This window comes from Pseudomonas sp. Eth.TT006, assembly GCF_054456575.1.
This window is the reverse complement of record NZ_JBTJEN010000004.1, coordinates 269,114-281,891: the sequence shown is the minus strand read 5'-3', so window position 1 is coordinate 281,891 and position 12,778 is coordinate 269,114. Positions and strand designations below refer to the sequence as shown.

The 12,778-nt window shown below is 58.9% G+C and carries 11 protein-coding genes; 3 read left to right on the top strand and 8 right to left on the bottom strand.

Annotated features, from left to right (window positions below; translation table 11 throughout):
• Positions 1–124: 124 nt before the first annotated feature.
• From hflD to ACXR0M_RS09015, 4 genes are all read right to left on the bottom strand, one after another.
• Positions 125–748 (bottom strand): high frequency lysogenization protein HflD, encoded by a 624-nt coding sequence (gene hflD / locus ACXR0M_RS09030; RefSeq protein ID WP_458831576.1) that lies wholly within the window; start codon positions 746–748, stop codon positions 125–127.
• Positions 745–1,869, bottom strand: a complete 1,125-nt coding sequence (gene mnmA / locus ACXR0M_RS09025) for a tRNA 2-thiouridine(34) synthase MnmA (RefSeq protein WP_458831575.1) — start codon at positions 1,867–1,869, stop codon at positions 745–747. Before mnmA ends, hflD begins: the two co-directional genes overlap by 4 nt.
• Before the next feature lie 59 nt (positions 1,870–1,928).
• On the bottom strand, positions 1,929–2,375 hold the full coding sequence (locus ACXR0M_RS09020) for an NUDIX hydrolase (RefSeq protein WP_458831574.1): 447 nt from the start codon (positions 2,373–2,375) through the stop codon (positions 1,929–1,931).
• A 342-nt stretch (positions 2,376–2,717) separates the two neighbouring features.
• Positions 2,718–4,943 (bottom strand): NADP-dependent isocitrate dehydrogenase, encoded by a 2,226-nt coding sequence (locus ACXR0M_RS09015; RefSeq protein ID WP_458831573.1) that lies wholly within the window; start codon positions 4,941–4,943, stop codon positions 2,718–2,720.
• A 481-nt stretch (positions 4,944–5,424) separates the two neighbouring features.
• On the opposite strand from ACXR0M_RS09015, the gene icd reads away from it, so the two are divergent.
• On the top strand, positions 5,425–6,681 hold the full coding sequence (icd, locus tag ACXR0M_RS09010; protein ID WP_401070222.1) for an NADP-dependent isocitrate dehydrogenase: 1,257 nt from the start codon (positions 5,425–5,427) through the stop codon (positions 6,679–6,681).
• Between the two features lie 81 nt (positions 6,682–6,762).
• Here the strand turns inward: icd and ACXR0M_RS09005 are convergent, their stop codons facing one another.
• The gene (locus tag ACXR0M_RS09005; RefSeq protein WP_458831572.1) at positions 6,763–7,074 is read right to left on the bottom strand and encodes a cold shock domain-containing protein; all 312 of its coding nucleotides are present in this window, start codon (positions 7,072–7,074) and stop codon (positions 6,763–6,765) included.
• A 225-nt stretch (positions 7,075–7,299) separates the two neighbouring features.
• Here ACXR0M_RS09005 and clpS point away from each other — a divergent pair, with 225 nt between their 5' ends.
• On the top strand, positions 7,300–7,683 hold the full coding sequence (clpS, locus tag ACXR0M_RS09000) for an ATP-dependent Clp protease adapter ClpS (protein WP_027614670.1): 384 nt from the start codon (positions 7,300–7,302) through the stop codon (positions 7,681–7,683).
• A 30-nt stretch (positions 7,684–7,713) separates the two neighbouring features.
• A complete protein-coding gene (gene clpA / locus ACXR0M_RS08995) occupies positions 7,714–9,984 on the top strand; it encodes an ATP-dependent Clp protease ATP-binding subunit ClpA (protein ID WP_169430937.1) in 2,271 nt (756 codons plus the stop codon).
• A 916-nt stretch (positions 9,985–10,900) separates the two neighbouring features.
• Here clpA and infA read toward each other — a convergent pair.
• From infA to aat, 3 genes are all read right to left on the bottom strand, one after another.
• On the bottom strand, positions 10,901–11,119 hold the full coding sequence (gene infA / locus ACXR0M_RS08990) for a translation initiation factor IF-1 (protein ID WP_002553999.1): 219 nt from the start codon (positions 11,117–11,119) through the stop codon (positions 10,901–10,903).
• Positions 11,120–11,231: 112 nt separating this feature from the next.
• Entirely contained in the window at positions 11,232–11,939 is a 708-nt protein-coding gene (locus ACXR0M_RS08985; RefSeq protein WP_458831571.1) for an arginyltransferase, read from the bottom strand.
• Between the two features lie 57 nt (positions 11,940–11,996).
• The gene (aat, locus tag ACXR0M_RS08980) at positions 11,997–12,677 is read right to left on the bottom strand and encodes a leucyl/phenylalanyl-tRNA--protein transferase (RefSeq protein ID WP_458831570.1); all 681 of its coding nucleotides are present in this window, start codon (positions 12,675–12,677) and stop codon (positions 11,997–11,999) included.
• Positions 12,678–12,778: the final 101 nt, after the last annotated feature.

The window sequence follows — 12,778 nt, the reverse complement described above, 5'->3', positions numbered from 1 at the left end:
CATGAAAAAATCCGCCGGTCCGTTGCCAACTGACCGGCGTATTACGCGTAACGAGATAAAGCTGTTTATTACCTGTGGCTAGGGAGCTTGCTCCCTCGCCACAAAAAAAACGGGTTGAGGCGACTTATTCGTTGCGCATCAACGGGTAAAGCTCTTTCAGCAATTTGCGTCGGCTGATCACCAGTTGCCAGCGATGGCCGCCCAGTTGCCGCCACAGGCGGGCGGAGCGGATCCCGGCCAGCAACAGGGCGCGGATTTTCGAAGCATTGCTCGGTTGCTGCAGGTTGCGCATGTCGCCATGCACCTGAATGCGTTGGCGCAGGGTGCTCAGCGTGTCCTGATACAGCGCACCGCAGGCGGCGATCACGTTTTCGTGGGCCGGGCCGAAGTGTTCGACCTGCGACTGGATCTGCGGCAGGCGCTTGCCGATGGTGTCGAGCATGTCGTCACGCTTGGCCAGTTGCCGCTCCAGGCCGAGCATCGACAGGGCGTAGCGCAATGGCTCGCGCTGCAGGGTGCTTGGGTCGCGCTCCAGTGCGCCGATCAACGCACGATAGCCTTCGCGCAGGTTGATGTCGTCGCCGCCATACACATCCAGGGTGTCTTTCGGGTCGCGTACCAGCAGGCTGCCGAGCATGCAGCTCAGGCCGGCTTCACTGGTCTGGCCGGTCTTGGCGATCCGGTCGACCAGCACGGCGGCGAGAAACACGCCGCCCAGCGCCGTCAGTTGCTCCTGCGTCGGGCTCATGCCTGGCCGCTCCACGGCTCGGCAACTTCGATCACGCCGCCACCGAGGCAGATTTCGCCGTCGTAGAACACCACGGACTGGCCCGGGGTCACTGCCCGTTGTGGTTCGTCGAATACCGCGCGGTAGCCACTGGCGGTTTTTTCCAGGGTGCAGGCCTGGTCGCTCTGGCGATAACGCACTTTCGCGGTCAGGCGCAGCGGCTGACTCAAATCGATCGGGTTGACCCAATAGATTTCCGAAGCGAGCAGGGCGCTGGAGAACAGCCATGGATGGTTGTTGCCCTGGCCGACGATCAGTTCGTTGGTGTCCAGGTCCTTGCGCAGCACGTACCACGGCTCGTCGCCGGCATCTTTCAGACCGCCGATGCCCAGGCCCTGACGCTGACCGATGGTGTGGTACATCAAGCCGTGGTGACGGCCGATGACTTCACCTTCAGTGGTCTTGATCTCGCCCGGTTGTGCCGGCAGGTATTGCTTGAGGAAGTCGCTGAAACGGCGTTCGCCAATGAAGCAGATTCCGGTGGAATCCTTCTTCTTCGCAGTCGCCAGCTCATATTTTTCGGCAATCGCCCGGACTTCAGGCTTTTCCAGCTCGCCGACCGGGAACAGGGTTTTGGCGATCTGTTCGCCGCCAACGGCGTGCAGGAAGTAGCTCTGGTCCTTGTTCGGATCAAGGCCCTTGAGCAGCTCGGTGCGGCCATCGATGTCACGGCGGCGCACGTAGTGGCCGGTGGCGATCAGGTCGGCGCCGAGCATCATTGCGTAGTCGAGGAACGCCTTGAACTTGATCTCGCGGTTACACAGGATGTCCGGGTTCGGCGTGCGTCCGGCCTTGTATTCGGCGAGGAAATGCTCGAACACGTTGTCCCAGTACTCGGCGGCGAAGTTGGCGGTGTGCAGCTTGATGCCGATCTTGTCGCACACGGCCTGGGCGTCCGCCAGGTCGTCCATGGCGGTGCAGTATTCCGTTCCGTCGTCTTCTTCCCAGTTCTTCATGAACAGGCCTTCCACTTCAAAGCCCTGCTCGATCAGCAGGAGAGCGGAAACGGAAGAGTCCACGCCGCCGGACATGCCGACAATGACGCGCTTCTTGGATGTGTCAGAAGGGGCTGGATCACGCATAGGGATTCAATGAGTGTCTTGAAAAAGGACGCGATTCTAGCAGGCTCGCGGCCGCAAGGCTAAAGGGAAGGGCGGATCAGTTCGAGACTGAAGTGATGGCCGGCCAGATAATCGTCGATGCAGCGGATGAGCAGCTCGCTGCGCCAGTTCTCGCGCTGAGCGATTAATTCGTCGCGGGTCAGCCACTTGGCGCCGACGATGCCGTCGTCCAGCTGATAGTCCGGGTGGTATTGCAGCGCTTTGGCGCTGAAGCACACGCGCTGGTATGTCACGCCGTTGCTCGGTGCGGTGTACAGGTAAATGCCGATCACCCCGGTGGGCTCGACGTCCCAGCCGGTTTCCTCGAGGGTTTCGCGCACGGCGGCTTCGATCAGGGTTTCGTCCGGGTCGAGATGGCCGGCGGGCTGGTTGAGCACGTTACGCCCGGCCTTGGATTCTTCGACCATCAGAAAGCGGCCGTTGTCTTCGACGATGGTGGCGACGGTGATGTGGGGGAGCCATTCCATGAGTTGTCCTCGAATATTGAATTGAAACCCAGTCCCTGTGGGAGCGGGGCTCGCTCGCGAAAGCGGTGGGTCAGTCGCCATTGATGCTGAATGTGCAGGCCTCTTCGCGAGCAAGCCCACTCCCATCCAGGATTTCGACCCGCCGAAAATCCCTGAATCACCGACGCCCCCCTGTGGGAGCGAGCTTGCTCGCGAAAGCGGTGGGTCAGTCAATGAAGAGGTTGAATGATAAACCGCATTCGCGAGCAAGCCCGCTCCCACGCAGGGTTTTGTGGTGATCATGAAACCCAAAAACACAAACCCCGGCACGAGGCCGGGGCTTGTGATGTTCCCGTTACAACCTTAAACCAGCGCAGCAATCGCCGCGTTGAAGGTTGCGCTTGGGCGCATGGCCTTGCTGATCAGCTCGGCGTCGGCGTGGTAGTAACCACCGATGTCCACTGGCTTGCCCTGCACGGCGTTGAGTTCAGCAACGATGGTCGCCTCATTCTCGGTCAGGGTTTTGGCCAGGGTCGCGAACTGCGCTTGCAGTGCCGCGTCTTCGGTCTGGGCGGCCAGGGCCTGAGCCCAGTACAGCGCCAGGTAGAAGTGGCTGCCGCGGTTGTCGATGTTGCCGACTTTGCGCGATGGCGACTTGTTGTTGTCGAGGAACTGGCCGGTGGCCTGATCCAGGGTTTTCGACAGGACCAGCGCTTTCGGGTTGTTGTAGTTCACACCCAAGTGCTCGAGGGAGGCTGCCAGCGCGAGGAACTCGCCCAGCGAATCCCAGCGCAGGAAGTTCTCTTCAACCAGTTGCTGCACGTGCTTCGGAGCCGAACCGCCGGCGCCGGTTTCGAACAGGCCACCACCGTTCATCAGCGGCACGATCGATAGCATCTTGGCGCTGGTGCCCAGTTCCATGATCGGGAACAGGTCGGTCAGGTAGTCGCGCAGTACGTTGCCGGTCACCGAAATGGTGTCCTTGCCTTCGCGGGTGCGCTGCAGGGTGTACTTCATCGCGTCGACCGGCGCCATGATCTGGATGTCCAGACCGCTGGTGTCGTGATCTTTCAGGTAAGTCTGAACCTTCTCGATCACCACGCCATCGTGAGCGCGCATCGGGTCGAGCCAGAAGATCGCCGGGGTGCTGCTGGCGCGTGCACGGTTGACCGCCAGTTTGACCCAGTCCTGGATCGGCGCGTCTTTGGTCTGGCACATGCGGAAGATGTCGCCGGCTTCAACCGCCTGTTCCATCAGCAGGGTGCCCTTGCTGTCGGTGACGCGAACCACGCCGTCAGTCTTGATCTGGAAGGTCTTGTCGTGCGAGCCGTACTCTTCGGCTTTCTTCGCCATCAGGCCAACGTTTGGCACGCTGCCCATGGTGGTCGGATCGAACGCGCCATTGGCTTTGCAATCTTCGATCACGGCCTGGTAGATGGTCGCGTAGCAACGATCCGGGATCACGGCCTTGGTGTCGTGCAGCTGACCGTCAGTGCCCCACATCTTGCCGGAGTCGCGGATCATGGCCGGCATCGAGGCGTCGACGATGACGTCGCTCGGCACGTGCAGGTTGGTGATGCCTTTGTCGGAGTTGACCATCGCCAGCGCTGGACGTGCGGCGTAGACGGCTGCGATGTCGGCTTCGATCTGCGCCTGCTGCTCGGCCGGCAGGGCCTTGATGCGCGCGTACAGATCGCCAATGCCGTTGTTCAGGTTGAAGCCGATCTGGGCCAGCACATCAGCGTGCTTGGTCAGGGCATCTTTATAGAACTCGGCAACGATCTGGCCGAACATGATCGGGTCGGAGACCTTCATCATGGTCGCTTTCAGGTGCACCGACAGCAGCACGCCCTGGGCCTTGGCGCTGTCGATTTCAGCGGCGATGAACGCGCGCAGGGCGTTTTTGCTCATCACTGCGCAGTCGAGGATCTCGCCGGCCTGAACGCTGGTTTTTTCTTTCAGAACGGTCGCGGTGCCATCTTTGGCGATCAGTTCGATCTTCACCGCGTCAGCCGCGTCGATCAGGACTGCTTTTTCGCTGCCGTAGAAGTCGCCGTTGCTCATGTGAGCCACGTGGGACTTGGAGTCTTTGGCCCAGGCGCCCATTTTGTGCGGGTGCTTGCGCGCGTAGTTCTTCACCGACAGTGGGGCGCGACGGTCGGAGTTGCCTTCACGCAGAACCGGGTTCACGGCGCTGCCCTTGACCTTGTCGTAACGCGCCTTGGCTTCTTTTTCGGCGTCGTTGGTCACGGTTTCCGGGTAGTCCGGCAGGTTGTAACCCTGGGCTTGCAGCTCTTTGATCGCCGCTTGCAGCTGAGGCACCGAAGCACTGATGTTCGGCAGCTTGATGATGTTGGCTTCAGGCGTAACCGCCAGGTCGCCCAGTTCGGCGAGGTGGTCGGCTACGGCTTTGTCGCCCAGTTGCTCGGGGAAGCTGGCCAGAATACGCGCTGCAAGAGAGATATCGCGGGTTTCCACGGCGATATCGGCCGAGGCGGTGTAAGCCTCGATGATCGGCAGCAGGGAATAGGTGGCGAGGGCTGGAGCTTCGTCGGTGAAGGTATAGATGATCTTCGAGCGGGTGGGCATATTCGGATTAACTCTCTCTTCTTTGCTAAAGCGTGCGCAGAAACTCGAGGGGCGCCGGGTAAGCGCGTTCGTTCAAAGTCATCCATGAACCGAATGTCGAGATTCTTCGCGGTGATGTTGGGTGCATCAGTAGAGCGTCAAGCAGTCGGACTGCGATAACAACCCGACCAATCAGGCGGAAAGTCTCATGCTAGAGAGGCCAGCCGTCGTGACCCTGTGGTCAGCGGGCGGCATTATACATAGGTAGCTGGCAATCTGCCGATGGTTCATACGCAACCCGTCTCGTCCATTGGTCTAAAGGTCGCAGGGCGGGGTGGGGCGCAGAGCTGTCGGGAATGCTTGAATTTGGCGCTTTTCCCTTTGCTTTCAGGCTTGTACGAAAGCGGATATGCCTGCGCCATGAACAGAGGGTTTGCGTGTTGATTTAACTGGGTTACGCTCGAACCAAGCCAGATGTTCAATCCAATGAGTGGAGTTCAGCATGGGTTACAAGAAGATTCAGGTTCCAGCCGTCGGCGACAAAATCACCGTCAATGCAGACCATTCTCTCAATGTCCCTGATAACCCGATCATTCCCTTTATCGAAGGTGACGGGATTGGCGTCGACGTCAGCCCGGTAATGATCAAAGTGGTTGATGCTGCCGTGGCCAAGGCCTACGGGGGCAAGCGCAAGATTTCCTGGATGGAGGTGTACGCTGGCGAAAAAGCGACTCAGGTGTATGACCAGGACACCTGGCTGCCCCAGGAAACCCTGGATGCGGTCAAGGATTACGTGGTGTCCATCAAGGGCCCGCTGACCACCCCGGTCGGTGGCGGCATCCGCTCCCTCAACGTAGCCCTGCGTCAGCAACTCGATCTTTATGTCTGCCTGCGCCCTGTGGTGTGGTTCGAAGGCGTGCCGAGCCCGGTGAAAAAGCCTGGCGACGTCGACATGGTGATCTTCCGCGAGAACTCCGAAGACATTTATGCCGGTATCGAATGGAAGGCCGGTTCCCCTGAGGCCACCAAGGTCATCAAGTTTTTGAAAGAAGAGATGGGCGTGACCAAGATCCGTTTCGACCAGGATTGCGGTATTGGCATCAAACCGGTGTCCAAGGAAGGCACCAAGCGTCTGGTGCGCAAGGCCCTGCAATACGTGGTGGACAACGACCGCAAGTCGCTGACCATCGTGCACAAGGGCAATATCATGAAATTCACCGAAGGTGCCTTCAAGGACTGGGGCTACGAGGTGGCGAAGGAAGAATTCGGCGCCGAGCTGCTCGATGGCGGCCCGTGGATGAAATTCAAGAACCCGAAAACCGGCCGTGAAGTCATCGTCAAGGACGCCATTGCCGACGCCATGCTCCAGCAGATCCTGCTGCGTCCGGCGGAATACGACGTGATCGCCACCCTCAACCTCAACGGTGACTACCTGTCCGACGCCCTGGCGGCCGAAGTGGGTGGTATCGGCATCGCGCCGGGCGCCAACCTGTCCGACACCGTGGCCATGTTCGAGGCGACCCACGGTACCGCGCCGAAATATGCCGGCAAGGACCAGGTCAACCCAGGTTCGGTGATTCTCTCGGCGGAGATGATGTTGCGCCATCTGGGCTGGACCGAGGCGGCGGACCTGATCATCAAGGGCACCAATGGCGCGATCAAGGCCAAGACCGTGACTTACGACTTCGAACGCCTGATGGACGGTGCCACGCTGGTGTCTTCTTCGGGGTTCGGTGAGGCGATCGTCAAGCATATGTAATACGCGGGCACATAAAAACCGCCTGCCTCATCGACTGAGTCAGGCGGTTTTTTATTGCCAGGAGAATTAAGCTGAAATCAGTCAGCTTATCGCTTTGGCAGTCGCGGCGGCTGCAGCAGCGGCAGCCGCAGCTGCGGCACTCTCGGCAGCACTGGATGGTTTGGTGACGACGGCTTTGATTTTGACAGCATGCAGGCCCTTGGGGCCTTGAACGATATCGAAGACCACCGGCTGTCCGGCCTTCAAGGTTTTATACCCGTCCATTTCAATGGCGGAGAAGTGTGCAAAGAAATCGATCTCTTTGCCGTCCTCGTCCTTGCCCTCGCGGGAGTCGGTATTGATGAAGCCGAACCCCTTGGCATTGTTGAACCATTTCACCTTGCCGACCACCATGCTCAAATCCCTCTGCAACACACTCCATCGCTGGAGTATCATCCCGATCATCCGCCATCTGAATTCATGAAAAGAATTGACGCCGCGGATCTTTTTTACCCACTGTGGGCTCTATTGGTTGTAACACCGTTTTCCCGATAGTCAAGGTGACCGGGCAGTCGGAGTTGAAAAGGTGCACAGCCGCCCCCACCACTGTATTTGCACAACTGACGAACCTTTCTTTCCATGCATGCAATCAGCCAGATTCGACTAACATTCAATCAGGATCGCCCGCTTCTCCAAAAGGATCATCCAGAGGAGCACGACGACGATTCGGCAGGCGTTGCTGTTCAGGAAGCAAAGCCCGCGTTACAGGCGCCGCCGATGTACAAGGTGGTTTTGTTCAACGATGACTACACACCGATGGATTTCGTCGTCGAAGTGCTCGAGGTGTTTTTTAACCTGAATCGCGAGCTGGCGACCAAGGTCATGCTGGCCGTTCACACAGAAGGACGGGCAGTATGTGGAGTGTTTACCCGCGACATCGCCGAGACAAAGGCCATGCAGGTCAACCAGTACGCCAGGGAAAGCCAGCATCCGCTACTCTGTGAAATCGAGAAGGACGGTTAATCGCCGACCACTTGGGTATGAGGTGAAGCTATGTTAAACCGCGAGCTCGAAGTCACCCTCAATCTTGCCTTCAAGGAGGCTCGTTCGAAGCGTCATGAATTCATGACCGTCGAACACCTGCTGCTGGCCCTATTGGACAATGAGGCTGCCGCCACCGTATTGCGTGCCTGCGGCGCAAACCTCGACAAACTCAAGCACGACCTGCAGGAGTTCATCGACTCCACCACGCCATTGATCCCCGTCCACGACGAGGACCGCGAAACCCAGCCAACCCTGGGCTTCCAGCGTGTACTGCAACGTGCTGTTTTCCACGTACAGAGCTCGGGCAAACGCGAAGTGACTGGCGCCAACGTGCTGGTCGCAATCTTCAGTGAGCAAGAGAGTCAGGCCGTGTTCCTGCTGAAACAGCAGAGCGTCGCGCGCATTGATGTCGTCAATTACATCGCCCACGGCATTTCCAAAGTGCCGGGGCATGGCGATCACTCTGAAGGTGAACAAGACATGCAGGACGACGAGGGCGGTGAGTCTTCTTCCTCAGGCAATCCTCTGGATGCGTATGCGAGCAACCTGAATGAGCTTGCGCGCCAGGGTCGCATCGATCCGCTGGTCGGCCGTGAAAGCGAAGTCGAGCGTGTCGCGCAGATCCTCGCGCGCCGGCGCAAGAACAATCCGCTGCTGGTGGGCGAGGCAGGCGTGGGTAAAACCGCGATTGCCGAAGGTCTGGCCAAGCGCATCGTCGACAACCAGGTACCGGACCTGCTGGCCAACAGCGTTGTTTACTCGCTGGATCTCGGTGCTCTGCTCGCGGGCACCAAGTATCGCGGTGATTTCGAGAAGCGCTTCAAGGCGCTGCTCGGTGAGCTGAAAAAACGTCCGCAGGCGATCCTGTTTATCGACGAAATCCACACCATCATCGGTGCGGGTGCTGCGTCCGGTGGCGTGATGGATGCCTCGAACCTGCTCAAGCCACTGCTGTCGTCTGGCGACATTCGCTGCATCGGCTCGACCACGTTCCAGGAATTTCGCGGCATCTTCGAGAAGGATCGCGCTCTGGCACGACGCTTCCAGAAAGTCGATGTTGTCGAGCCGTCAGTGGAGGACACCATCGGTATCCTGCGCGGCCTGAAAGGGCGTTTCGAGCAACATCACAACATCGAATACAGCGATGAGTCGTTGCGCGCCGCTGCTGAACTGGCGTCGCGTTACATCAATGACCGGCACATGCCGGACAAGGCCATCGACGTGATCGACGAAGCGGGCGCCTATCAGCGCCTGCAACCGGTCGACAAGCGCGTGAAGCGCATTGACGTGCCGCAGGTTGAAGACATTGTGGCGAAGATCGCGCGGATTCCGCCGAAACACGTCACCAGCTCCGACAAGGAACTGCTGCGTAACCTGGAGCGTGACCTGAAGCTGACGGTGTTTGGTCAGGACGCGGCGATCGATTCGCTGTCGACTGCGATCAAACTGTCCCGCGCCGGCCTCAAGTCGCCTGACAAGCCAGTCGGGTCGTTCCTGTTCGCCGGTCCTACCGGTGTCGGTAAAACCGAAGCCGCGCGGCAACTGGCCAAGGCGCTGGGGATCGAGCTGGTGCGCTTCGACATGTCCGAGTACATGGAGCGTCACACCGTATCGCGTCTGATCGGTGCGCCTCCAGGCTATGTCGGGTTCGATCAGGGCGGTCTGTTGACCGAGGCGATCACCAAGCAGCCGCACTGCGTATTGCTGCTCGATGAAATCGAGAAGGCGCATCCGGAAGTCTTCAACCTGCTGCTGCAGGTGATGGATCACGGTACGCTCACCGACAACAACGGGCGCAAGGCGGATTTCCGCAATGTGATCGTCATCATGACCACCAATGCCGGTGCCGAGACCGCCGCGCGGGCTTCGATCGGTTTCACCCATCAGGACCATTCGTCCGATGCGATGGAAGTGATCAAGAAGAGCTTCACGCCGGAATTCCGTAACCGTCTGGACACCATTATCCAGTTTGGTCGCCTCAGTCATGAGGTCATCAAAAGTGTGGTGGACAAGTTCCTTACCGAACTGCAGGCGCAGCTGGAAGACAAGCGGGTGCTGCTGGAGGTGACCGACGCGGCGCGCAGCTGGCTGGCGGCCGGGGGTTACGATTCGGCCATGGGCGCACGTCCGATGGCGCGTCTGATCCAGGACAAGATCAAGCGTCCGTTGGCGGAGGAGATTCTGTTTGGCGAGCTGGCCGAGCATGGCGGTGTGGTGCACATCGACATCAAGGATGGTGAGCTGACGTTTGACTTCGAGACTACGGCTGAGATGGCCTGACGGCAGAGGATCAAGAGGGCGCCTTCGGGCGCCTTTTTGTTGTTTGGTGTTTTTGTGTGTATATCCGTTGCTGCGGTAACGGCTGCTTAGGGTTTCGCCCTGACGGCGACTCACTTTTTTTACAAACGCCTAAAAAAAGTAAGCAAAAAAACGCTTGCTCCTACGTCCGGCCCGCTCGCTAACGCTCGGGGTTCCTTCGCTGCGGGATTGATCCGGGCGCAGCGCCTACGGTTTGCTTCGCTGCACCTCCTCTCGCTGTGTTTGGCTTCGCCAAACGGTCGCTGCGCTCCCACCCCCCGGATCAATCCCTCCACTCAGCCTCCCGACGTCGCCCGAAGATCAAAAGCCGCAGCCGAGCTAACGCTCATCCTTTTGAGTGGTGAGAAGCGGATGCGGTCTGCTTTGGCGTTTCTGTGGGAGCGGGCTTGCTCGCGAAGGCGGCCTGACAGCCGACCTGATTCTTCAGCTTGACACATCCCCTGTAGGAGCTGCCGAAGGCTGCGATCTTTTGATCTGCTTTGGCTTTGGCTTCGGCTTTTGATCTTGCTTTTGATCTTCCGCCCCTTCGGCAGGCCGAGCGTAGGTGTCCATCAGGGGGTAGGCGCGCAACGCCGTGCGGCGCAGCCGCATACATCGAGAGGAGGTGCAGCGAAGCAAGTCGTAGGCGATGCCCCCTGATGGACACCGTAGCGAGGGAACACTGAGCCTAAGCGAAGTGCCGTACACCGGGGCAAAGCGTTTTGGGTTACTTTTTACTGGGCCGGCATTCCGGGCGTTTGTAAAAAGTGACTCGCTGTAAGAGCGAAACCGCCAGCAGCAACACCCGAAGCAACGGATATGCCCCCAATCCCAATCCCAATCCCAAACGCCGAATACAAAAACGCCCGGATAAACCGGGCGTCTTGTATTGACTTGATTAGCGAGCGCGGTAAGTAATACGCCCTTTGCTCAAGTCATAGGGCGTCAGCTCGACGCGCACTTTGTCACCGGTAAGAATACGAATGTAGTTCTTGCGCATCTTGCCGGAAATATGCGCGGTTACGACGTGCCCATTTTCCAACTCCACACGAAACATGGTGTTGGGCAGGGTGTCGACGACAGTGCCTTCCATTTCGAAGCTGTCTTCTTTCGACATGCAGTAAAGCCCTCGGTATCCAATGAATGGCCCGGTGCAACTGCGCCAGGCAAAAGCGGCGTGCATTGTGCCCGAAAAAGGGGGTTTAAGCCAAGGGGTTTACGGCTTGCGATCAGTTAAGAATCACCCAGCGCTGATTTATCAGCAATTCGATGGGGCGATATTGGGTCTTGTAATTCATCTTTTTGCAGTTCTTGATCCAGTAGCCGAGATACACCGCCTCCAGCCCCAGCCGCTGGCTTTCGGCGATCTGCCACAGGATGGCGAAACGCCCCAGGCTGCGCCGTTCCTCGTCAGGTTCGTAGAAGGTGTAGACCGCCGACAGGCCATTGGGCAGCAGATCGGTGACCGCGACCGCGAGCAACCGTCCGTCGAGTCGAAATTCATAAAAGCGTGAAAAGGGCAGGTCGCGCACCAGAAACGTCGAAAATTGATCGCGGCTCGGCGGGTACATGTCACCGTCGGCATGGCGTTGCTCGATATAACGCTGGTACAGATCGAAATACTCTTCGCTGAAGTGCGGTTTTATCGGCCGCACCTGCAGGTCGGCGTTGCGTTTGAATATGCGTTTCTGCTGACGATTGGGCGTGAACAGCGCCACCGGGATGCGCGCAGGCACGCACGCATTGCAATTCTGGCAATGGGGCCGATACAGATGATCGCCACTGCGACGAAAGCCCATTTCCGACAAATCTGCGTAGACGTGCACATCCATGGGCTGGCTTGGGTCGAGAAACAGCGTCGTCGCCTGCTCCTCGGGCAGATAACTGCAGGAATGCGGCTGAGTGGCATAGAACTTCAAGCGCGCCAACTCGGTCATGATCAACCCTCAGGATAAGCAGGTGAATTAAGTGTAAGCCACGCGCGGGAAAGTCGCTCAGCAAACCCAGGCGGCGCGATTGGGTTGGTCCAGGTGGCGGGCCAGGTAGTCGGCGAATTCCTGGCGGGGGATCGCCCGGGCGCCGAGACTGTGCAGATGATCGGTCGGCATCTGGCAGTCGATCAGGACGAAGCCGGCGTCTTTCAGGTGCTGCACCAGCGTGGCAAAGCCATATTTGGAGGCGTTGTCGGCGCGGCTGAACATCGATTCGCCGAAAAACAGCTGACCCATCGCCAGGCCGTACAGGCCGCCGACCATTTGGCCCTGATCCCAGACCTCGACCGAATGCGCGAAGCCACGGCGATGCAATTCCATGTAGGCGTCTTGCATGGCTTCGGTAATCCAGGTGCCGTCGGCGTAATCCCGTGGTGCAGCGCAGGCGCGAATCACCGCGTCGAAGTCCTGGTCGAAGGTCACTTGATAGCGTTGCTTGCGCAGCAGTTTGCCGAGGCTGCGAGAGATATGCAGTTCGTCGGGAAACAACACAGTGCGCGGATCCGGCGACCACCAAAGGATCGGCTGGCCTTCGGAAAACCACGGGAAACAGCCGTGCCGGTAAGCTTGCACCAGGCGGTCGGCGGACAGATCGCCACCGGCGGCGAGCAATCCGTTGGGATCGCGCATGGCCTTTTCCAGGGGCGGGAAAGTCAGTGAATTACGTTGTAACCAAGTCAGCATGGCGTCCAGGCTTGCAGAAGGGGAGGGCGGTACGGGCACAAGGCCTGCGTTAAAGTGTGCCGTTAAATGAGCGCAATGTCGTGCAGATACTGCTCCGCGTC